Below are 20,614 nucleotides of genomic sequence, written 5' to 3' on the forward strand. Positions count from 1 at the left end.
TTTATTTTTCGAGCCAAAATTCATCATGATAGATTTCATTTGCATTTCCTTTTTCATCTTGCAAATGAGCCCCGATGGCTTCCAGCTGGCTGGCAGATGCGATGGTTTCTATGAATGGGAACAGCACGCGTTCTTCGAAGCGGATATGGAGATCTAAGATCCGTACCAGCCTTTCCAATCCCTCATATTCAGGGCGTTTTTGGATCAGTTCTATTTTAAATTGGATACCCTCGTGCTCTTCAAGCATTTTTTCCATCATGGGATGGTGGGCGGATACTATTTGCAGCAGTTCGTCTTCTTCTTTTTTGAAATGGCTTGCGAAGTGGTTTGTCCAGGCCCAAAGGCAAAAGTTAGCCATGCGACGTGGTGTCACCTCCTTTTTGATGCCTTGCCTGATTTTCCAGCAAAACAGGAGTCCATCATGGTGCTCACGGGAAAGGGGCCTTAGTGATGCGCTACGTTTGATTGGTTTCAATGTATTTGCCATGGTACAAAGTTATTTTGCCGTGGCGCGAAAGAATATGACCAAAGTTAGTGTTAAAATGAATATTCGTCATCATGAGGCCTCACCTCCAGTTAACCTCTTTGAAGCTGAAGCCTCATTGGGAACAAATTTCTCTGTCGATCTACCTGGGCTAATTTTCATTAGCATACTCAAAGGAAGCATAATACTTCCAGGGATAAGGATATAAGTGTAAAAGTTCGCCTGCAAGGGCTTCATCTTTTACAACCAGGTCGACATAAGTCCTTTTTCCTGGAGAGAGTGGTTCTGTAGTTTGTTCGCTAAATCTCCGGGTAAGAATTACATTACCGGGCACCTCCAATTTTTGTTCATCTCCCATTTCGGGTTGATAAGAACCCTGCACCCAGCCACTTGGAGTCAGGTGGAAATCCCACCACTCTTTAGTAAAAATCATAAGCTTAGGTTTTTGTGTTTATAAATATCTATTAAGATAATAAAAGGAGACGATTCTAAACAAGGAAGAAAGAAACTTTTTTAGTGTATTTTTCTATATATAAAAAGAGCTTTCAATCCTTTATAGATTAAACCAGGATGTTATAAGAAAAGCTAAGGTCTAAGGTTGCCTCTCGATGGAATGTAAAAAGCTTACCTAAAGTTGATGTATAACCGAAATATTTCTATGAATACAAGAATTAATGTATCATTCTTAAAAAAGAGGAACACTACTGATGCTAAAGGACAGCAATCAAAGCAATGAATAGATAGAATTGATATCGACCTGGTCTAAATATAAATCCAGCTTCTTATAATTACTAAAAGCCTTGACCTTATGTATCTTGTTTGATTTTTTATGAAACCACACTTCACAATAAAAGTCCCATAGTTTAAACAAGCCTACTTTACATCCTTCTGAGCGACGGTAAACATCGAGATAAACACCATGATCGTCGATAAGGATTATTTTCTCTTCTTCGCACAAGGTATCGAATTGATGTAGGGTTAAGGTTCGCATATCAGTGGTTTGGTTATGTATTAAATTAATAAATTGTTAGAATAATAACAAATACCGTGCTTCGAATGAGGGAAATAAAAGAAATGAAAATAAAGAGATAGGAGCAAATGAAATGAAAGAAAACAAAAAAGCCGTAAGCAATTGTATTACAATTTTTTACGGCTTTTGATCTGTGCCCCAGGCGGGAGTTGAACCCGCACGGGCGTTGCGGCCCACAGGATTTTAAGTCCTGCGTGTCTACCAGTTCCACCACCAGGGCTCCAAAAAAAATCCTCCCGAAAATTTGGGAGGACAATCTGAGCGGAAGACGAGGCTCGAACCCGCGACCTCAACCTTGGCAAGGTTGCGCTCTACCAACTGAGCTACTTCCGCATTTTAAGAACTTATTGTTTGGGGTTGCAAAAATAGGGTTTTTGTAATTCCTGCCAAACTTTTTTTTACTTTTTTTACTTGTATTTCGGAGTGTACAAAGTGCTCTCCTGAACCTTTGGTTCGAACTTATTTTTATTATAACGCTCGGTATACAAACGTGCACATGTGCCAAATGTAAAAGCAACAAAACAAAATACAGACAAGTAAAACACAAAAGCAGAAGATGACACCCAGTTGTGAGTAAAATCCCTGTCCTGTACTTTTTGCAACTCTTCTCTATACTCTTGCTGTAAATCCATACATGCGTTTTGAGGTTGCAAAAATAATGGTACGATTTGAATATTTCAAAACTCTTTTTAAACTTAGTTATCCACATTAATTATTTCTGAAAAGCGTGTTTTCTTCTTTACAAAATGCTCCCATATAATAATGCCTTGACAGATACCATGCAAGCTTTTTATTGGAGCCAGTGGATACGTTCTCTTTGTTCTTTTATGAAAGATGCACCAGCGGCAAAATGCAAGGTGCGCTTTTATGATAGCAATGAAGTATCCGCCATCACCGGAAAGCAAACCCTTTAGTGCTGAAACCTGGTCGAGTGCCATGCGAAAAGGAATCTTCCACCACTTCTCGGGCCAAGGCAGGTTTTTAGCCAGCATGATCTGGTTGTTGCGGAAATTAAGAAATGTCTTCTTCGAATTACCTCTTGGCAATGTGCCTCCACCTACATGATATACTATAGATTGAGGGCAGCAAAACAGTTTAAAGCCTGATAGCTGCAGACGCCAGCACAAATCAATTTCTTCCTGGTGTGCGAAAAAATATTCATCAAAACCATTCAATTGTCTGAATACATTGCTCCTGATCAACAATGCAGCACCGCTTGCCCAAAACACCTGTTGCGTTGTATCGTACTGTCCGTGGTCTTCTTCGCAAACATCGAAAATGCGACCGCGGGCGAAAGGATAGCCATAAGCATCCAACCAACCACCAGCGGCACCGGCATATTCAAACAATCTTTTGTTTTTATAAGCTAAAATCTTGGGTTGGCAGGCTGCATTCCTGTCATTGCTTTCTAATAATTCCACCATTGGCTGCAGCCATCCGGGCGTGATTTCAACATCAGAATTCAGCAGCATGAAATAATCAGCCTCTACCCTTTTTAATGCCTCATTATATCCCCTTGCAAAACCAAAGTTCTGGTGCAGCACGACAACCTCTACCTTAGGAAAGTTTGACCTTACAAAATCTACAGAACCATCTGTTGAAGCATTGTCAGCGACAACTACTTTATAGTTACCGTAATTAGTAGACAATACTGAAGGAAGAAACTGCTCCAAGTGATGTTTGCCGTTCCAATTCAAAATAACGATAGCAACAGAGGGTGAATAAACCAATTTTCAACAGATTAAGTTTCAAAAATAAGTGAAGAGGAAATAACTGGTACCTCTAACTTCGTGAGTACTATTTATTTTTCACAATTTTAGCATGCTACGACAATTATTAGACTGGCGGGTTTTACTGGCGGTGATCGCCATCCTGATCGTGAGCGGCACTATCTGGTACTCGTCTTATCTGGCAGAAAAGATAGAGAAAGAAGAGCGCCAAAAAGTGGAGGAATGGGTTGAAGCCAGTGCATCACTGCTGAACCCATTAAATACGGATACCCGTTTGCCTTTTAAGATCTTCCAGGACAATGACGATATTCCAATTATTGCTACAAACGAAAAAGACAGTATTACCGGATATCAAAACCTGGACTCGGCCATTGCTGAAAAGCGTCCTGATTTCCTCCAACAGAAATTAAAGCAGTTTAAATCGGAAAACCCGCCGATCACCTGGACAGATCCATTGGACTCCAGTAAAGTAAACCGCTATTATTATGGCCACAGCAGATTGATAAAAGAGATCCAGTATTATCCCTTGGTACAGTTATTCATTGTTGGCTTGTTCATCACCTTTACGCTATTGCTCTTACGCAGCAGCTACCGTTCAACACAAAACCAGGTATGGGCCGGGATGGCCAAGGAGACGGCACACCAATTAGGGACGCCTGTTTCGTCGCTGGAAGGTTGGCTGGAAATATTGAGGGAAGTGCCTGATAACGAAAAAGTGGTTACGGAACTTGAAAAAGACATTTCACGGCTACGGCTTGTCTCCGATCGTTTCGGGAAAATCGGGAGCACACCAAAGTTGGAAGAACACAATGTAGTGGACCTGGTAGAAGACATGGTAGAATATATCAGGAAGAGGGCTTCCGGAAAAGTTATGTTTGCCATCAATACCCACCAGAAAACTTATATTCCGGCCCGCTTATCGGCGCCTTTGTTTGACTGGGTAATTGAGAATCTTCTTAAAAATGCATTGGATGCCATGGAAGGCAAAGGATCTATTACGATCAATATTATTGAGGGAGAAAAGAACGTGATCATTGATGTTACAGACACCGGAAAAGGCATCAGCAAGCAAAATATTTCAAAAGTTTTCAAGCCAGGATTTACAACCAAGAAGCGTGGATGGGGCCTTGGACTTACACTTTCAAAGAGGATTATCGATCAATATCATAAAGGAAGTTTGACTGTAAAAAATTCTGAACCAGGAAAAGGAACAACTTTTCGCATTGTTTTGAAAAAATAGATACATTTGCAACCCGCTGATTCAACTGCCCAGGTGTTGAAATTGGTAGACAAGCCACTTTGAGGTGGTGGTGCTCGAAAGGGCGTGCTGGTTCGAATCCAGTCCTGGGCACTTACGAACACGACTTTGTAAATCAACTTTTACAAAGTCGTTTCTTTTTTTCGGATATCCTTAATGGCTGATTCGTTTTCTATTCTTCTCATCGCCAGGATTGAGTATTCGCTATTCAACTCATTGGTTGTGCTTCTGGAAACTTCCATTTGCCATCCAGAATTTCCTTTGCCAATTCTGTACTTTACATTCGAGGCATATTTATCCTCATCAAACATCATAAGCAACATAAACCGCTTACCTGCATCAATATCGAACACGCCAGAAGCGCTTATTCCGCCAAAGAACAATAATTCCGAAAAAAGTATATTGATAATCTGCATAGAACAGGAAAAGCTGGTTTCAAAATTTAAGCTTACCCAAAACTGGCTCTACATGCAATGCTTTAATACACAGTTGCTCATAAGTTGTTACTAATTATGATGTAGCCACACTTAATTGCATGTATAAAAATATTGGAATGATATTTTTTATATGTTTCAAAAACTACACTATGAAACAATTACGGAATAATGGTCTCTCTCTGGTTTTTTTATTATTATTCCTGTTTTCAATTATAGGACAGGCCTTAACAGGATTAAAAGAACACAACCAGGAGATGGAAGAAGAAGGTGGCAAGGAGATCAACATGTCACATTATCTTACATCAGGCCATTTTTTACAGGCAACGTTTGAGAACTGGGAAAGCGAGTTCTTTCAAATGGCATTATTTGTTATATTAACCATGCTTCTATATCAAAAAGGATCCTCCGAATCAAAGGACCCTGATAAAAAAGAGGAGGTAGATAAAGAACCAGACCCGGGAAAAAAGGATGCGCCATGGCCGGTAAAAACAGGTGGTATTGTGCTTGCTATCTATAAGAATTCACTGTGCTACGCACTCTTTTTGTTGTTTCTTCTCAGCTTTCTTGCACACTGGTATGGCAGTTTAAAAGATTACAATGAAGTGGCCTTGCTGAAAGGAATGCCGACAGAAACGGCCATCCAGTACCTGGGTAATTCACGTTTATGGTTTGAATCTTTTCAAAATTGGCAAAGCGAGTTCTTATCCGTGTTGGCCATTGTGGCACTTAGTATTTTCCTGCGTCAAAAAGGATCGCCCCAATCTAAACCAGTAGATGCGCCGGATAGGGAAACCGGAGGTTAACCTTATTTGCGACGTAATGCCAATGCTAGTCCAAGAGTAAGATTGCTCATTCCAAGGGACACTTTATCTGAAGAACCAACCTTCGTAAAATCTTCCACTTTGGCTGGTGGAGCGAGGGTGGTTTGAATAAAAAATTCTACCCCAAACAGTCTTTTTTCTCTTCCCAGAGGCAGCCGGGCATTGCCTACCAGAGCGGGCACTAAAGAATTTTGCTTATTGATACTGCTATCTGCATTCGTTGCTTTGGAATTCAATAAGAGCAGTGATGGACCGAACCCTAACTTTATACGGGCATTTGGAAAAGCATATTGGTAGCCGCCAGCTATTTGCCATATCTTATAATCCACCGATATATAACGTCCATAAGAGCCTCCAAGTATCAGCAAATATGCCTCTCCCTCCTTTTTGAAGCCTTTTACAGTAGCATTATCTGCCAAACCTGCTGTAAAGTAAATACTCTTGTACTCTTTCAACTTTTTTCCTGCAGTCAGCATCAAAGGCAAGCCTGGGTTTTTTCTGGGATAATTTGTTGACCAGTTAAAACCAAGTACCATATCTTCATCCATGTCATTCCATCCTGACTTTCTCATTTGATTCTTTATGCCATTGGCAGGTCCGCCAAAACTGTAGCCACTTCCGACAGTGACAAACCATTTAGAGGTTTGCGAAAAAGAGATGAAGCTGAGCAACAAGAACAAGCAGCTAAGGGTAATATTTTTTTTCATACTTCAAAGTTTAAACAAGGAATAAGCTAAACTACTAACCTCTACAGCTAACGTCAAATTGAAAAATGATGAGGTTTTTTAGAGAAGTGGTAATAGTTGCAAAAAAAATGGCGACGATTACAATTGCTCAGTGATAATTGCCATAATTTCCAATGACTCAAAACATTGTTGCACTTTTTACTAAAAAATTTCTCATCAGTTGCAATTTTTACTAAAAGAATGCCTCCTCCCAAATACATTTCAACTATTCTTTACCGGGCATTTCTTCCCTGGCAGGTAAAATGCATCATGTTTGATAGGAGTATCGAATGGAAGCACCAAACGATATAGATAATATATACAGTAGAGCCCCTCTTGAGCCCAGTACTGCTCCAACGTACTGGCTCACTCGCTTTATGATTCTTCGCCTGCTGGGCGTCATCTATGCCATTGCTTTTCTTGTGGCCATTAACCAAATCATTCCTTTGATCGGCTCTGATGGACTGCTTCCTGTTGGGCCTTATCTTAAACTATGGAGCAAGGCATTAGGCTCGGATACAGCAGGCTTTATGCGCCTGCCTTCCATTTTCTGGTTCGACCATTCTAATACAGCACTTTTAACAACTGCCTGGATTGGATTCATACTTTCCTGTTTGGTTGTGACAGGTTATGCCAATGCACTCCTGCTTGCAGTGCTCTGGTTTCTCTACATGTCTTTTGTGCATGTTGGTCAGGAATGGTATGGATATGGTTGGGAGATCCAACTTACAGAGACCGGCTTCCTCGCCATCTTTCTTTGTCCACTACTTGACATGCGTCCATTTCCCCGCTATGCTCCACCCTATCCTATTATCGTTTTATTCCGGTGGCTCATCTTCCGCATCATGTTGGGGGCAGGCCTGATTAAAATTCGAGGGGATGAAGTATGGCGTAATGGGACCGCACTCTTTTACCATTTTGAAACACAGCCTATTCCCGGCCCCTTGAGCCGCTTTTTCCATTTTCTACCGCACACAGCACTCAAAATCGGAGTCTGGTTCAATCACCTGGCTGAATTGGTAGCACCCTGGTTCGTTTTCTGGCCACGGCTGGCACGCCATATTGCTGGCGTTGTTATCGTGTTGTTCCAATTTAACATATTCCTCAGTGGTAATCTCTCGTTTTTGAACTGGCTTACGATCATTCCTGCCCTGGCTTGTTTTGACGATGGCTTCTGGTCGAAGATCCTTCCAAGCAGGCTCGTTCGTAAGGCGGAAGCTGCTGCAGAGCGAGCTGAAGAATCCAGGCCTATGATGACTACGGCATGGATCGTAACTGCTGTTATTGGCATCCTCAGCATCAGGCCGGCAGTCAATATGCTGTCATCAAGGCAAATCATGAACACTTCATTCGATCCCCTGGATCTTGTGAATACCTATGGTGCCTTTGGAACTGTAGGTAAGGAACGCTTTAATGTTATTTTCGAAGGAACTATGGCCGCAGACACCAGCGACAAAGCTGTTTGGAAACCCTATGTCTATAGAGGCTTGCCTGTAGCTCTCGAAAAGCGCTCCCCGCAAATAGCTCCTTACCAGCTGCGCTTAGACTGGCAAATGTGGTTCGCGGCAATGTCGACACCCGATGAATACCCATGGACACTCCATCTTATCTGGAAACTCCTTCACAATGATCCTAAAGCAGTGGGTTTATTTGCCAGCAACCCATTCCCCAACAAGCCGCCCCGCTACATCAGGGCTGTTCTATACCGGTACAGCTTTGCACCACCAAGAAACGCCCGGCACCATTATTGGAACCGCGAGCGGATCAGCCTCTGGCTCCCTCCCATGTCCGTTAACGATCAACGCCTGCTGGATTTTTTAAAAAGCTATAGATGGATTTCACCTTGATTTAATCTATTGATAGTGCTTCGAGCTTAAAGATGTCCTTCAATGCCTTTTTAGCAGCATAGTAACCGCACATGCCATGAACCCCTCCGCCAGGAGGTGTTGAAGCAGAGCATATGTAAATGCCTTTTGCCGAAGTGGTGTAAGGAGAAAGTCGCAATACAGGCCTGGTAAACAATTGCCGAACATCGATTACTCCACCATTAATGTCGCCACCAATATAGTTTGGATTATACGCTTCCATTTGAGCTGTATTCATCGTATGTCTTCCCAATATCAATTCTCTAAAACCAGGTGCAAACCTTTCTACCTGCCTTTCAATGCTGTCAATCATATTTATTTCTGATCCATTGGGAACATGGCAATAGGCCCAAGCAGTATGCTTGCCTTCAGGCGCCCGGGAAGGATCAAATAAGCTTTGCTGTGCCAATAAAACAAAAGGCCTGTCAGGATGTTTCCCATCCCATGTTAACTGCTCTGATGCTGCAATTTCTTCCCAAGTATTGCCAAGATGAACCGTTCCGGCCTTTCTGCATTCAGTTGCCGTAAAAGGTATGGGACCATCCAATGCCCAATCTATTTTAAACACGCCCATGCCATAGCGATAGTGTTTCAACTGCCATTGATAAAAGGAAGAAAACTGATGTCCTGCTATCTGAAGCATTTGTTTAGGCGTCAGATCGAATAAGACAGCATGAGCAGAAGGCAATTGCTCCAGGGAATGCACAAAAAAGTTTGTTTCGATCTTTCCTCCTATTGACTCGAAATAAGAAGCTAAGGCGTTGCCGATCTCTTTTGACCCGCCCTTTGGTAATGGCCAGCCATTCAGGTGCCCTACCACCATTAATACAAGGCCAATCGCAGAAGTCGCCACATTGGACAAAGGTTGAATAGAATGTGCAGCCATTCCTGCCCAAAGTCCACGTAGCTCTTTAGTATCAAAACGTTTTACCAGGTAGGCGGCAGATGTCAATCCTTTTATTCCGAAAAATGCCATATCAACCGGGCGCTTTGGAAAATGCAAAGGCCTCAATAGATCGGCGGCAATACCCGGCCATTTCTCTACCAAGGGCATGATCAACTTTGTATAAGCCTGGCCATCATTTCTTAATGATTGAGCTGTTTGTCTTATGGATTGGTACAAAGCTGCAGCCGTTCCATCCTCGAAGGGATGTGCTGCGGCGATTTCGGGATAAATCCATTGTAACCCATGTTGATCAAGTGGCAGCGTCTTGAAAAACGGAGATAAGGCAGCCAATGGATGAATCGCAGAACAGATGTCGTGAATAAAGCCCGGTAAAGTCAATTCCGCAGAGCGCATTCCTCCTCCAGGCAGCTCTTTAGCCTCAACTAACAAAACAGAAAGCCCTGCACGCTGCATGGTAATCGCGGCAGCCAGACCATTTGGTCCCGATCCCACCACTACGGCATCATAATCTCTTTTAGTCACGCCTCATTATTTTAAAGCCAAAGCAGAAGTTAACTGATTATTGTAACAAATAATTTTTATGCCTGAAAAGTGATTTTATGCTCCTTGGCTTAACTTCAACCTCTTATGATTATAGTGCTACAGATCTTATTCGCTTTATTACTCATACTCCTGATCATTCTGTTCGTTTTCCGACCCAAGCGTATAGAAGCTGTTGCATGGCCGCAAGATTACCAGGTTATATTGCAGGATTATGTTCGATTTTATGCAAACCTGGATGAAGAAGGTAAGAAGGTTTTTGAAGATAAATTTCAAAAGTTTTTATTGGCTGTAAAGATCACCGGAGCCAATGCACAAGTGGAAGATTTGGATATTGTGCTCGTAGGTGCTGCGGCTGTGATTCCCGTTTATTACATCCGTGATTGGGAATATATCAACCTGAAAGAGGTGCTATTATATCCAGGCAACTTCAATTTTGATTTTGAGCAACAGGGTTATGACCGTACAGTTTCGGGGATGGTAGGGTCAGGAGCCTTGCAAAACGTCTTGATTATTTCCAAATGGGAGTTACGACAAGGGTTTATCAATAGCATGAGTAACAATAATACAGCCATCCATGAATTTGTTCATCTCATCGATAAAATGGATGGCACCCTGGATGGGGTTCCGGAAATATTACTGGAGCGGAAATATGTTCCAAAATGGCAGCAGTTGCTTCAATTGACAATGGATCGCATCAGGCGCGGCGAATCGGATATTAATCCATACGGTGCTACAAGTGCTGTTGAATGCTTTGCTGTTATATCAGAATACTTTTTTGAAAACCCGGACTTGTTTGGATACAATCATCCGGAATTAAATGAAATGATGAAGCGGATTTTTATCAGAATTTAATCAATGCTTCTGTAGCAGTATTTATTCAGGCGAACCGATAAAATTAAAAAACACCCTTAAATAAGGCTTTTTTGTAATTTTAGACTCTAACAATTAGAGTTGCCCGCCTAATTCTTTTGCATCGTTGTAATGTATTTGTAACATGGGAGCAAATGGGAGTAAGAAAGCATGGCTGGTTGTTTTCTGTACAGCAATTTGACTCACTCGTCTTTACACCTAGTCACATCTTCTTTACAATTGTTATCAAATTGCTTACATTTAATGTAGGGTTATACGCTTCTAAAGCATTGGATATGGCATATGATATTGAGATAATTTTGAACCGACAGCTAGCCGATTGCCTTTCCATTCCGGTCTTTATTACCGACACAAACGGAAACCTTATTTTTTACAATGAACCCGCTGAAGACATTTTAGGTAAACGCTATAAAGACACTGGTGAAATGCCGGTGGAAGTATGGGGTACTGTATTTAACTACAAAGATGATGATGGGAATGCCTTAGCAACTGAGGAGCTTCCTTTGGTAAAAACACTAAAGAATCGTTTGCCTTACCATAAGACTTTTTGGATCCAGAACCTGAAAGGAATTGCAGAGAGGATATCAGTAACTTCTTATCCTATTATTGGCAGAGCCGGAAAGTTTGTGGGAGCCGTTGCCATTTTTTGGAGACCATCAGAAGAATGAATATAACTATATGGGGCGTACGTGGTTCCATACCCACAATAGGCCCTGATACTAATGAGTATGGAGGTAATACTTCCTGCATCGAAGTAGAGGCAAATGGCTGGTTGCTTGTATTGGATGCAGGAAGCGGTATCCAATATGTAAATCACAGCCAAAATTTGAAGCGTGGCCGGGTTGATATTCTATTAACCCATTTGCATATGGATCATATTCAAGGGCTTGGTTTTTTCAGACCTCTTTTCGACCCTTCCATGGAAGTTCATATCTGGGGGCCGGCCAGCAATGATAGCTTACGGTATAGACTTGGGCGTTATTTTTCTCCACCTCTTTTCCCCGTTCATTTTCGTGATCTGCCCTGTAAACTTACGCTCCATGAAATAGATAACAGTTCTTTCCAAATCGGCCCTTTCGAAATACAGTCCCGCTATGTCACGCATCCCGGTCCCACAATAGGTTTTCGAATCAAAAATGAGCATAGTGTATTTGCATACATACCCGATCATGAACCTGCCCTTGGGCCCACCGGCATGCCCCATGATGTTAAATGGCTTTCGGGCAGCGACCTGGCATTAGGAGCAGACTTGTTGTTGCATGACGGACAATATACAGTAGACGAATATAAACACAGAATTGGCTGGGGGCATAGCAGCATCGAGGATGCTGTTGAGTTTGCTGCTTTAACAGGAGTCAAACGACTGATCTTATCTCATCATGATCCCATGCATACTGATAAAAAGCTGCATGAAATCTTCAACCATCTTAAAGAAAAAAACACCTATCCTTTTCCATTTGAACTGGCCATAGAAGGATTACAGGTGAAGCTCTGAGTTTACATTGGTTTCGAACCTTTCGATTAATGGCGCGACTTTGAAGCCATTGATTAATGCTGGCCACTTTGATTACCTTAGGTATCCTTCTATCTACGTACTTCTACTGAGTTTTATAATTACGTTTTTCTACAGAAAAATCACTTTAATCTTCTTTTCATTTTTGCACTGCTAAAGCACAAAACAGCTGCTGAAGCAAAAATTGTTCGAACAGTTTTCATTTTTTCTCATCGAAACCAAATTTTAAAATCATCAACAACAAACATTTCATGAAAAAGCAACTCTTATTTGTATTTTGCGCTGCCCTGATTGCAATTACCGGATGTAAAAAAGATAATGAAGATAACGACACCTCTGGAACTGTAACTTCTAAACTGGTGAAACGCATCATTGAAACAGAAAATGGAGTAAGCACCACTTACAATATTACCTACAATGGCGACAGGAGGATCACATCCTACAAAAGCACAGATAATTCTGAAATTACCAACTTTACTTATGATGCTAACGGCAATGTTACTAAAGTAGAAAACCTGGAAGATGGAACTAAAAACATTTTTGAGTTCTCCTACAACAATGGTCGCCCTGTTACAGGTGAATTAAAAAGCTACGAAATGGTGGGCAGTCAGCAAGGCGATCTCATCGCCACATTAAGACTTGAGTATACAGTAAGCAATGACCTTGTTACTGAAATAAAAGCTCATATAGAAGGTGAAGAAGATGAAGATGATATGGAAATTACTTACGTACTTACTTATCAGAATGGGAATCTTACTAAAGTGCAATCACAAGGCTTAGGAGCTTCCACCACAACTTATACTTATGGGAATAAAAAACCTATATTTCCAGCAACGTTTAAATACATCCTGGACCCTTCAGGCTTTTCTACCCAGTTCTTTGCTAAGAATGATATTTTAACTACTACTTACGATTTCCCTGGCAGTACCATGGATGCTACAATCACCAACACCTACACCTACGATTCCAATGGTTATGTGCTGACATCAAATGATGGTGAAAAACAAGTGAAGTTTGAATATTAATCCTCAAGCAAATCCTATACTATTGAAGTACCCTAAAAACCAAGCTTAAATAATTAGTTATTTGAAGTAAACACCCTTAGGCCAGTTTCGATTGAGAAAGCCTTCCTGGAAACGGGAGGGCTTTTTCATTTGATGCAGGTGAGGATTATCATAAGTGCATACCTATCAGAGTGACAACAACGGTGCTTTATAGACAGGGAGCATTATTCTATCAGTCCGCGTTTGATGGCCTCTTTCACTAATCCTGCTGCATTTTTCACGCCTAGTTTTTGAGTAAGATTCAGCCTGTGTGTTTCTACTGTTCTGAGACTAATAAACAATGCATCGGCAATCTGCTGATTTGAGTATTCATTAGCAATCAATTTCAATATCTCTTTTTCCCTCTTGGTTAGTGGTATTTCGTAAATAGACCGCCTTTGTCCTGTAATGCTTTCGTTCAGCATCAGTTTTTTGATGGTTTCATCCAGGTACTCCTCTCCTTCTACTACTGCTTTAATGGCCTCAAGTAATGTTTTTTGAGCGGCATTCTTCAAAAGGTATCCGGAAGCACCGTTGCGTATGATCTGGCGAACATAGTGGGTCTCATCAAAACTGCTAAAGGCAATGATCCGTATATTGGGATTCAGTTTATGTACATGTCTGGTCAGCTCAATACCATCCATTCCTTCCATTTGAATGTCCATCAGCAAAACATCCGGTTGGACTGTTTGTAATTGTTGTAGTAATTGTTCACCATTATGTGCAGTAAGGATCACGTTGATTTCCTGGTGGACAGAAAGCATTGCTTTTAGACCATTGATCACGACTTCATGGTCGTCTATAATTCCCAAATTAATTGTTTGCATATTCAGGTTCTTTTTCCAATAATGCAGTCAGTAAGCATTTATTTGCTTCCATCAATAAGCGCATGTTGGTTCCAGTTAAATTGTTAAGACGCCAACAAAAATAATATTATATCTACTCGTTTGAATACAATATCCTTTCTGCACGGAACAGGCCATCTGCAGCTTGCAATATCTTTTCCCGCAGTTTTGGATGATAACCAGGATGCTCTTCCAGGAAGGCCCTCACAATATTGGCTGCTTCGCGAGATTGGTACCCTCCAAGGATTGACTGGAGCCAGGATTGAGGGAAAAAGATGTCTCCTGTGCGCTGAATCTCCTCCAGCAAATCAAGGCTTTCTTTCAGGTATTTCTGGGAAGTTGCGACGCGAAGGGGGTGGTGCAGGTATTGCAAAGACGTCGTTACCCAAGTCTCCTTTTCCCTGTTCTTTTCTTCTTTCAACGAAAGAAAGAAGCTATCCCGCTGTTGAACATCCCGAGATAGAGCAGGTAGCATGAAGGCTAAACGTTGTTTACGGTCCGGGTTCTTGATCCGTTTTAATTGTTCCTCTAATATCGTTTGATCAGGTTGATCCCTTACGGCCAATGCGAGTGCCAGTGAAGTATAGTCATCTTCTGTCAGTTTTACATCCAAAGGTGGTTTTTGTTCCTTCCATACCTTGTATAAAGAATCAACGGCATTTTTACTTAAGGCAATGCTTTGGAAGGCTGTAAACAATATTTTTTTCTTATTGGGCGCTGACACCTTTTGCATGGCCGTCCACAAGTCTTTTTCCAATACCGTTGCTAGGCGCGCTCTTTCAGAGGGTAATATAAAGCGCCAAAAGGTATTACCCAATTGTGATGTCATTAGCCTAAGGTTCAACTCCTCAGGTTCTGCAAGCAACTTTGTACGGTACCCATCTATCAACTGCAGAGGTGTATAATAGCGCCTGCTCAACATATTTTCATAAAGGTTGATGTAAGCCGAAGCCCGCATCACAGGATCATTCATATTAACTACCTGAGCAATCAGCGGTCCATCTATAGGGAAAAGCCCATACCCCTTTCCTGTCGCATTAAAGAAAATGAAAGATGGAACTCCCTTCCCTTCTGCTTCCGTAACTATGACATCCTGTTCACTCATATTTACAGCGACTTGCTCCATGTGGTCCGGATAGACCAGTGATATTTCAAAAAACTGAGGCCATTTACGGGACGAACCATCTTCACCTCTTTGTGAGATCTTTAGCTGCGTGATTTTATCCCTGTCTTTAGATAAACTATAATCGAATATTGGCCGCCCGGTTTCTTCTACCCATATCTTATTCCATGTCTGCAGGTCAACAGGTGTTCTTTCATCTAAAATCCGGATCAGATCCAGCCAGGAGGCATTGCTATTGGCATAAATTTTCAAATATTCGCGTAAGCCTTCCCTCAGGGAATCCTGCCCCAGGATCAATTCCAACTGGCGCATCACTATAGGAGCTTTATGGTAGATAATGTTGCCATACAATGTACCTGCATCCTTTAGATTCTGCAGGGGCTGACGTATTGGGTTGGCGCCTGCTGTCCGGTCCACACTATAAGCCGCAGGATAATGATCCAATAAGAACTTGAGATTATAATTGGTACCGGTCAGGACTGTACCTGTAATCTTATCAGCCATAAAGTTGGCAAACACCTCTTTCATCCACACATCGTCGAACCAGCGCATGGTGACCAGGTCGCCAAACCACATATGAGCAGTTTCATGCGCCAAAACACTGGCTCTGTCCTGCTCCTGGTCTTTGGTAGCACCTTCATCCAGGAATAGTGCGGAAGCCTTGTATTGAATGGCACCCACATGCTCCATGCCACCGAATTGGAAATCGGGAATCGCAGCAAAGTCGAATTTTTTGAATGGATATGGAATGGAGGTGTAGTCTTGCATGAACTTCAGTGAATTTTGATGTATGCGAAAAATAGGATCCAGGCTCAGGCGGATCTTTGAAGTATCGGTCTCCCTGTGGTAAAAGTTCATAACCCTCCCTCCCATTTCCTTTTGCACCTTATTGAATTTACCTGCAACAAATGAAAATAAATAGGTACTTATGGTATCTGAGGGTTCAAAACGGTATGTTTTCATGGCCCCGACTAGTGAAGAATCTTTCAATGGCGCATTGCTCACTGCGCTCCAAACCAGAGGGACAGATAATGTCAACTGAAAACTTGCCTTCAGGTCCGGCTGGTCAAAGCAAGGAAAAACAGTGCGGGCTCTGTCGGGCACCAGCAAGGTATACAGGTAATCATCATTTCGGTTCAACGACAGGTTACCAGCGATAAACTGTATCGCCACTTTATTTTTACCATTTCTTAAAAACCTGGGCTCAATTTGTATATGTTCTTTTTCAAATGCAACAGGAATTTGCTTCCCATTAACTCTTACATTTTTTATATGATCTTTTCCCTCTTTAAAATCGATTAGTAAAGGATGCTGATTCTTTTTCCATGAAAAGGATATGACTTCATCAGCCGCAATACGCTCTTCCTTCTTTTCGGGAATGTCTAGGGTTAGCTTATATCCAATATGCTGCAATACCTGTTTACGGTAAACAGCTAATGTATAAGGAACACCTGTTTCAACGGAAATTTCACTTGCAGGGATATTTTTAGGACTGCAGGAAAGAAGTAATGAGCAGATGATGAATAAAAAGCTACTAATTAGAATTGTAGTATTTATTTTTTTCTCTAAATCCATAATTTAATCAATCAAAAATCCCGGTCAAATTATGGATTTAACGTGAAATTCACTCTGCCCGAGTTGTTTGAATAGATGGAACGAATGTTCTTAAGGTCTGGCTGATTGTATTCAAATTGATTTTGTTGACATAAGCAGCCAAAATTGCTGCCAAGACGTAATATATTTTGGAAGTTGCCGAGCCGCCTAAGGTTATAGGAATATTTCGTATCTCTTCAACAGGAATAATATCCATTCCTCTTCTGATCAGGATATCACCATCATCAACAAATGCAGCTAAGCCTCCACCTGCACAATGTTGTTCGATCCGAGCACAATCCGGAAATAATGAGCATAAGCCCACCTCACATTTTACATTGTCTTTCATGGCATATACAAGGTCATCATCGGCATTCAAGATGGCATACCCTCCTTCCCTGACTGTTTCCGGAACAACTGATTTTACTTTTGCCAGCTGTTCAATAGTATGAGTACTATCCAAACCCAGACCATCCCCGCCAAGATTAGTCACTACCGCACACTCACATGCATCGAAAGCCAATCCTGACCTAAGCAGACCTCCACGGGCACACGCTAATACAGCGAATTCAACAGCAGTATCTTTTAATATCAGCTGAGCAGAATAAGGACCAGCAGCATCCCCTTCATTTATTAATACATTATTTACATAAACACCATCTGCAGTCGTATACCCGGTATTGAAACCCGCATGCTGCACCATTTGAGCTAAAAGCCTTGTTGTTATCGTTTTCCCATGAGTTCCTGTAATGGCCACAATTGGAATTCGCCCATCGCTACCGGGAAACAGCCTATCAACAATTTTCTTTGCTTCATAGCCATCCCGATCTAATGTAGCGTCAATTAACTTTTGCCGAGCTCCATACCCCAATTGAATAGCATCAGAACTGTCGAGCCGGGTAACAGGGATTTGCCGCTTGTACGCCTCAGTTACTAAGTCGTTGATATCCGGCCTCAACCGCTCCTTGTACCAAAGTCTTTTGATTTCTTCTATATCCTTTTTAATGTCATATTGAGTGCCTTTTACAAGGGCGTCAGCTATTCGAACCGCTGCTTTCGCAGTATATATTCCTTCCTGCTCTTCACAGTAAGAAAAGACCACGTGATAAACGCCTTCCCTACCAGCTCCCCTGGTACGGCCAAAACCCAGGTCCATACCTGCAAGTGACTGCAATTCAATCGCAATATGCTCAACAACGTGCCCCATCCAGGTTCCATCCTTTACCCTTTCGAAAAAGCCACCGGGAGCATTTTCACTACAGTAATGATTGTAAAGGGATGGAATTATTTGCTGTATCCTTTCATAAAAGCCCGGAATTTGATTCGTTGGTTTCATTTCCAGGTCTTCCAGATCTAAAAGCATTTGTATCAATTTCTGATTTTTTATGGACCAAATATTAGGTCCACACATAACCTTAATATCCAGGATATTCATTAAACAGGTGTTTGATGCACGATGAGGGCTAAAATATTATACCAAAACGCCTGCCTTAAATGATGTTTAAGTTAACAAAAGCTGTTATGTACTCTCCAACGCTTAATACTTTTGTTTGCAAAGTGTCAAGCATTACTTGCTTGTTATAAAATGTTAAAATCCCAACCAAAATTTATTTAGAATTCGAAACAAAACCTATCTTTGCTAACACTGTTAGGAAACAGAACACTACCTAAATGGGAATAGCAGAAAGAAAAATACGGCAAAAAGAAGAGGTGCGTTGTTCCATCCTCAGGGCTGCATGGCAGCTGGTGACGGAGGAAGGCTGGCAGGCATTATCTATCCGCAAAATTGCAGATGCTATTGAATATAGTGTTCCTGTGATTTATGATCATTTTGCCAATAAAGAAGCTATTCTGCTGGAATTGACCAAGCAAGGTTTCCAGATCCTGAATGCAGATTTAGGCAAGGCCAAAAAACGTTCCGCGAACCCGGAAAAGCAAATTGAATACATGGCCTATTCCTATTGGGAATTTGCCTTTGAGCATAAAGCTTATTACCAGGTGATGTACGGATTAGGAATGCCTTCCTGCGAAACGGTTAAGGAGATCCCGGAATTGAGCTCATTTACTGAACTAATATTGGAACCGGTTAAACACCTGATCCATAGCAGCAAACATCCGGAAACTGATCCTTATTTAAAACTGCACACATTCTGGTCCATGCTTCATGGCTTGATTTCCATCAACATGATGGGTAGCAGTTCAAATAAAGAAGAACTGAACCAAATGGTTTTACAGGATTTTATAACCAGTTTTATTTCTGGAATCAAGGGTTAACCTTTTTTTTAACCATAAGCCTAACACTGTTAGGAAAAATAATAACGATATAAAAACAAAGTAAAATGAAGTTAATTGATGCTTTAAACTGGCGCTATGCAGCCAAAAGAATGAATGGCGAAAAAGTGCCACAAGAGAAAATCGATAATATTCTGGAAGCTACACGCCTTTCAGCTTCTTCAATGGGTTTACAGCCCTATACTATACTGGTTATTGAAAATGAAGAAGTAAAAAAGAAGTTGCAACCCGCAGCCTATAACCAGCCACAAATTACAGAAAGTTCCCACTTACTGGTTTTTGCAGCCTGGGAAAATGTTACTGAAGAGCATGTGGACGAATACATCAATAGCATAGCCAAAGTAAGAAACGTAGCCCTGGAAAGCCTGGCCCCTTTTAGAGCGTCCTTGATGAACATTGTGAATGGACGTACCCAAGAACAAAAATATGAATGGGCGGCAAGGCAGGCATACATTGCATTCGGTACAGCAATAACAGCGGCTGCTGTAGAAGAAATAGACGCAACACCAATGGAAGGTTTCCAACCTGCTGCTGTTGACGAGATTCTTGGATTAAAAGAAAAAGGCTTGCGCAGTGTCACCATCCTGGCCCTGGGTTACCGCGACGCTGAAAAAGACTTTTTAGTGAATGCCAAAAAGGTACGCAGGGAGGCAGACAAGCTGATTTTGAAAGTGGCATAACCTCACCTTAATTATAATAGAAAACGCACAATATGAAAGTAGAAATATGGTCTGATATCATGTGCCCGTTTTGCTATATAGGCAAACGCAAATTTGAAGAGGCTTTGGAGCAATTTGCTCATAAAGATGATCTTCAGGTTGAATGGAAAAGTTTCCAGTTGAACCCGGATTTAAAAACACAGACCGATAAAAATATTTATGAGTATTTAGCAGAACAAAAAGGATGGACTCTGGAATATTCGCGCAATGTGCATGCACAGATGACTACAAAAGCAAAAGAATCTGGCCTGGAATATAATTTCGATTCAGTGATCCCCGCCAATAGCTTCAATGCACACAGGCTGTCACACTTAGCGTCAAAATACAACCTGCAAGATGCTGCAGAAGAACGGCTTTTTAAAGCCTACTTTACAGAAGGGAAAAACATTGATGATATCCATACATTGGTTCAATTAGGCATTGAGATTGGTTTAAAGGAAGAAGAGGTTCTTAGTATGCTGCAAAGTGATTTATACGCACAACAGGTGTATCTTGATATGTATGAGGCGCAACAGATTGGTGTAAAAGGCGTTCCTTTCTTTGTGATGGATAGGAAATATGCAGTCTCAGGAGCTCAGCCAGATTCTGTATTTCTGGGAGCCTTGCAAAAAGCATATCAGGAGTTTGAGAAGGATCAATTGGCAACTGCAACAAGCAATGCAGATGGAGCTGCATGTTCGATTGACGGGAACTGCTAATCAAGGATCAGAAATAAAAATGCATAATGAGTGACCAGTGATGAGTGAGTAAACTTGTTTACGCATTACTCATCACTGATCACTCATTTAGTTTTATTTCCTGGTTTGCGGAATGGAA

At 41.5% G+C, this 20,614-nt stretch carries 21 protein-coding genes and 3 tRNA genes; 11 read left to right on the plus strand and 13 right to left on the minus strand.

Annotated features, from left to right (window positions below):
* Nucleotide 1: 1 nt before the first annotated feature.
* The 7 genes from OCK74_RS13070 to OCK74_RS13100 form a co-directional block, all read right to left on the minus strand.
* Complete coding sequence (locus OCK74_RS13070) at nt 2-487, minus strand: hypothetical protein (protein ID WP_279297492.1); 486 nt, start codon at nt 485-487, stop codon at nt 2-4.
* A 148-nt stretch (nt 488-635) separates the two neighbouring features.
* Complete coding sequence (locus OCK74_RS13075; protein WP_279297493.1) at nt 636-917, minus strand: hypothetical protein; 282 nt, start codon at nt 915-917, stop codon at nt 636-638.
* A 291-nt stretch (nt 918-1,208) separates the two neighbouring features.
* Nucleotides 1,209-1,475 carry a hypothetical protein gene (locus OCK74_RS13080; protein WP_279297494.1) on the minus strand — a complete coding sequence of 89 codons (267 nt, stop codon included), beginning with the start codon at nt 1,473-1,475 and terminating at the stop codon, nt 1,209-1,211.
* Nucleotides 1,476-1,648: 173 nt separating this feature from the next.
* Nucleotides 1,649-1,734 (minus strand) — tRNA-Leu (locus tag OCK74_RS13085).
* Nucleotides 1,735-1,774: 40 nt separating this feature from the next.
* Nucleotides 1,775-1,847, minus strand: a tRNA-Gly gene (locus OCK74_RS13090).
* A gap of 74 nt (nt 1,848-1,921) precedes the next feature.
* Nucleotides 1,922-2,146: a hypothetical protein gene (locus tag OCK74_RS13095; protein WP_279297495.1), complete on the minus strand. Its 225-nt coding sequence runs from the start codon at nt 2,144-2,146 to the stop codon at nt 1,922-1,924.
* Nucleotides 2,147-2,209: 63 nt separating this feature from the next.
* Entirely contained in the window at nt 2,210-3,244 is a 1,035-nt protein-coding gene (locus OCK74_RS13100) for a glycosyltransferase family 2 protein (protein WP_279297496.1), read from the minus strand.
* A gap of 91 nt (nt 3,245-3,335) precedes the next feature.
* Between OCK74_RS13100 and OCK74_RS13105 the strand changes: the two genes are divergently transcribed.
* Both OCK74_RS13105 and OCK74_RS13110 read left to right on the plus strand, forming a co-directional pair.
* On the plus strand, nt 3,336-4,484 hold the full coding sequence (locus OCK74_RS13105) for a sensor histidine kinase (protein ID WP_279297497.1): 1,149 nt from the start codon (nt 3,336-3,338) through the stop codon (nt 4,482-4,484).
* Nucleotides 4,485-4,511: 27 nt separating this feature from the next.
* A tRNA-Leu gene (locus tag OCK74_RS13110) sits at nt 4,512-4,595 on the plus strand.
* 29 nt (nt 4,596-4,624) lie between these two features.
* Here OCK74_RS13110 and OCK74_RS13115 read toward each other — a convergent pair.
* A complete protein-coding gene (locus OCK74_RS13115) occupies nt 4,625-4,918 on the minus strand; it encodes a hypothetical protein (RefSeq protein ID WP_279297498.1) in 294 nt (97 codons plus the stop codon).
* 170 nt (nt 4,919-5,088) lie between these two features.
* Here OCK74_RS13115 and OCK74_RS13120 point away from each other — a divergent pair, with 170 nt between their 5' ends.
* A complete protein-coding gene (locus tag OCK74_RS13120; protein ID WP_279297499.1) occupies nt 5,089-5,742 on the plus strand; it encodes a DUF6766 family protein in 654 nt (217 codons plus the stop codon).
* Nucleotides 5,743-5,744: 2 nt separating this feature from the next.
* On the opposite strand, the gene OCK74_RS13125 is transcribed toward OCK74_RS13120, so the two are convergent.
* Complete coding sequence (locus OCK74_RS13125) at nt 5,745-6,467, minus strand: hypothetical protein (protein ID WP_279297500.1); 723 nt, start codon at nt 6,465-6,467, stop codon at nt 5,745-5,747.
* Between the two features lie 308 nt (nt 6,468-6,775).
* Between OCK74_RS13125 and OCK74_RS13130 the strand changes: the two genes are divergently transcribed.
* Complete coding sequence (locus OCK74_RS13130) at nt 6,776-8,332, plus strand: lipase maturation factor family protein (RefSeq protein ID WP_279297501.1); 1,557 nt, start codon at nt 6,776-6,778, stop codon at nt 8,330-8,332.
* Nucleotide 8,333: 1 nt separating this feature from the next.
* Here OCK74_RS13130 and OCK74_RS13135 read toward each other — a convergent pair whose 3' ends face one another.
* Nucleotides 8,334-9,779 (minus strand): phytoene desaturase family protein, encoded by a 1,446-nt coding sequence (locus tag OCK74_RS13135; protein ID WP_279297502.1) that lies wholly within the window; start codon nt 9,777-9,779, stop codon nt 8,334-8,336.
* A 105-nt stretch (nt 9,780-9,884) separates the two neighbouring features.
* Here OCK74_RS13135 and OCK74_RS13140 point away from each other — a divergent pair, with 105 nt between their 5' ends.
* From OCK74_RS13140 to OCK74_RS13155, 4 genes are all read left to right on the plus strand, one after another.
* Nucleotides 9,885-10,652 carry a M90 family metallopeptidase gene (locus tag OCK74_RS13140; protein ID WP_279297503.1) on the plus strand — a complete coding sequence of 256 codons (768 nt, stop codon included), beginning with the start codon at nt 9,885-9,887 and terminating at the stop codon, nt 10,650-10,652.
* A gap of 152 nt (nt 10,653-10,804) precedes the next feature.
* Complete coding sequence (locus OCK74_RS13145) at nt 10,805-11,338, plus strand: PAS domain-containing protein (protein ID WP_279297504.1); 534 nt, start codon at nt 10,805-10,807, stop codon at nt 11,336-11,338.
* Complete coding sequence (locus OCK74_RS13150) at nt 11,335-12,165, plus strand: MBL fold metallo-hydrolase (protein ID WP_279297505.1); 831 nt, start codon at nt 11,335-11,337, stop codon at nt 12,163-12,165. The genes OCK74_RS13145 and OCK74_RS13150 overlap by 4 nt, the downstream gene beginning before the upstream one ends.
* A 269-nt stretch (nt 12,166-12,434) precedes the next feature.
* The gene (locus tag OCK74_RS13155) at nt 12,435-13,208 is read left to right on the plus strand and encodes a hypothetical protein (RefSeq protein ID WP_279297506.1); all 774 of its coding nucleotides are present in this window, start codon (nt 12,435-12,437) and stop codon (nt 13,206-13,208) included.
* A 203-nt stretch (nt 13,209-13,411) separates the two neighbouring features.
* On the opposite strand, the gene OCK74_RS13160 is transcribed toward OCK74_RS13155, so the two are convergent.
* From OCK74_RS13160 to OCK74_RS13170, 3 genes are all read right to left on the minus strand, one after another.
* Nucleotides 13,412-14,053 carry a response regulator transcription factor gene (locus OCK74_RS13160; protein ID WP_279297507.1) on the minus strand — a complete coding sequence of 214 codons (642 nt, stop codon included), beginning with the start codon at nt 14,051-14,053 and terminating at the stop codon, nt 13,412-13,414.
* A 112-nt stretch (nt 14,054-14,165) separates the two neighbouring features.
* Nucleotides 14,166-16,769 carry a M1 family metallopeptidase gene (locus OCK74_RS13165; protein WP_279297508.1) on the minus strand — a complete coding sequence of 868 codons (2,604 nt, stop codon included), beginning with the start codon at nt 16,767-16,769 and terminating at the stop codon, nt 14,166-14,168.
* 49 nt (nt 16,770-16,818) lie between these two features.
* Nucleotides 16,819-18,150 (minus strand): cyanophycin synthetase family protein, encoded by a 1,332-nt coding sequence (locus OCK74_RS13170; protein WP_279297509.1) that lies wholly within the window; start codon nt 18,148-18,150, stop codon nt 16,819-16,821.
* A gap of 308 nt (nt 18,151-18,458) precedes the next feature.
* On the opposite strand from OCK74_RS13170, the gene OCK74_RS13175 reads away from it, so the two are divergent.
* From OCK74_RS13175 to OCK74_RS13185, 3 genes are all read left to right on the plus strand, one after another.
* A complete protein-coding gene (locus OCK74_RS13175; RefSeq protein WP_279297510.1) occupies nt 18,459-19,061 on the plus strand; it encodes a TetR/AcrR family transcriptional regulator in 603 nt (200 codons plus the stop codon).
* Nucleotides 19,062-19,126: 65 nt separating this feature from the next.
* Nucleotides 19,127-19,759, plus strand: coding sequence for an NAD(P)H-dependent oxidoreductase (locus tag OCK74_RS13180; protein WP_279297511.1), 633 nt, complete (start codon nt 19,127-19,129; stop codon nt 19,757-19,759).
* A gap of 32 nt (nt 19,760-19,791) precedes the next feature.
* A complete protein-coding gene (locus OCK74_RS13185; RefSeq protein WP_279297512.1) occupies nt 19,792-20,496 on the plus strand; it encodes a DsbA family oxidoreductase in 705 nt (234 codons plus the stop codon).
* Nucleotides 20,497-20,614 lie beyond the last annotated feature (118 nt).

This window comes from Paraflavisolibacter caeni, assembly GCF_025628885.1.
Taxonomy (GTDB): Bacteria; Bacteroidota; Bacteroidia; order Chitinophagales; family Chitinophagaceae; genus Flavisolibacter; species Flavisolibacter caeni.

Excerpts from the sequence above, each read along its gene's own strand:
- OCK74_RS13075 (WP_279297493.1), bottom strand. The coding sequence starts at position 917 with ATGATTTTTACTAAAGAGTGGTGGGATTTCCACCTGACTCCAAGTGGC.
- OCK74_RS13105 (WP_279297497.1), top strand. The coding sequence starts at position 3,336 with ATGCTACGACAATTATTAGACTGGCGGGTTTTACTGGCGGTGATCGCC.
- OCK74_RS13115 (WP_279297498.1), bottom strand. The coding sequence starts at position 4,918 with ATGCAGATTATCAATATACTTTTTTCGGAATTATTGTTCTTTGGCGGA.
- OCK74_RS13140 (WP_279297503.1), top strand. The coding sequence starts at position 9,885 with ATGATTATAGTGCTACAGATCTTATTCGCTTTATTACTCATACTCCTG.
- OCK74_RS13130 (WP_279297501.1), top strand. The coding sequence starts at position 6,776 with ATGGAAGCACCAAACGATATAGATAATATATACAGTAGAGCCCCTCTT.
- OCK74_RS13180 (WP_279297511.1), top strand. The coding sequence starts at position 19,127 with ATGAAGTTAATTGATGCTTTAAACTGGCGCTATGCAGCCAAAAGAATG.
- OCK74_RS13080 (WP_279297494.1), bottom strand. The coding sequence starts at position 1,475 with ATGCGAACCTTAACCCTACATCAATTCGATACCTTGTGCGAAGAAGAG.
- OCK74_RS13150 (WP_279297505.1), top strand. The coding sequence starts at position 11,335 with ATGAATATAACTATATGGGGCGTACGTGGTTCCATACCCACAATAGGC.
- OCK74_RS13120 (WP_279297499.1), top strand. The coding sequence starts at position 5,089 with ATGAAACAATTACGGAATAATGGTCTCTCTCTGGTTTTTTTATTATTA.
- OCK74_RS13155 (WP_279297506.1), top strand. The coding sequence starts at position 12,435 with ATGAAAAAGCAACTCTTATTTGTATTTTGCGCTGCCCTGATTGCAATT.
- OCK74_RS13070 (WP_279297492.1), bottom strand. The coding sequence starts at position 487 with ATGGCAAATACATTGAAACCAATCAAACGTAGCGCATCACTAAGGCCC.
- OCK74_RS13165 (WP_279297508.1), bottom strand. The coding sequence starts at position 16,769 with ATGGATTTAGAGAAAAAAATAAATACTACAATTCTAATTAGTAGCTTT.
- OCK74_RS13170 (WP_279297509.1), bottom strand. The coding sequence starts at position 18,150 with ATGCTTTTAGATCTGGAAGACCTGGAAATGAAACCAACGAATCAAATT.
- OCK74_RS13160 (WP_279297507.1), bottom strand. The coding sequence starts at position 14,053 with ATGCAAACAATTAATTTGGGAATTATAGACGACCATGAAGTCGTGATC.
- OCK74_RS13145 (WP_279297504.1), top strand. The coding sequence starts at position 10,805 with ATGGGAGTAAGAAAGCATGGCTGGTTGTTTTCTGTACAGCAATTTGAC.
- OCK74_RS13185 (WP_279297512.1), top strand. The coding sequence starts at position 19,792 with ATGAAAGTAGAAATATGGTCTGATATCATGTGCCCGTTTTGCTATATA.
- OCK74_RS13095 (WP_279297495.1), bottom strand. The coding sequence starts at position 2,146 with ATGGATTTACAGCAAGAGTATAGAGAAGAGTTGCAAAAAGTACAGGAC.
- OCK74_RS13125 (WP_279297500.1), bottom strand. The coding sequence starts at position 6,467 with ATGAAAAAAAATATTACCCTTAGCTGCTTGTTCTTGTTGCTCAGCTTC.
- OCK74_RS13175 (WP_279297510.1), top strand. The coding sequence starts at position 18,459 with ATGGGAATAGCAGAAAGAAAAATACGGCAAAAAGAAGAGGTGCGTTGT.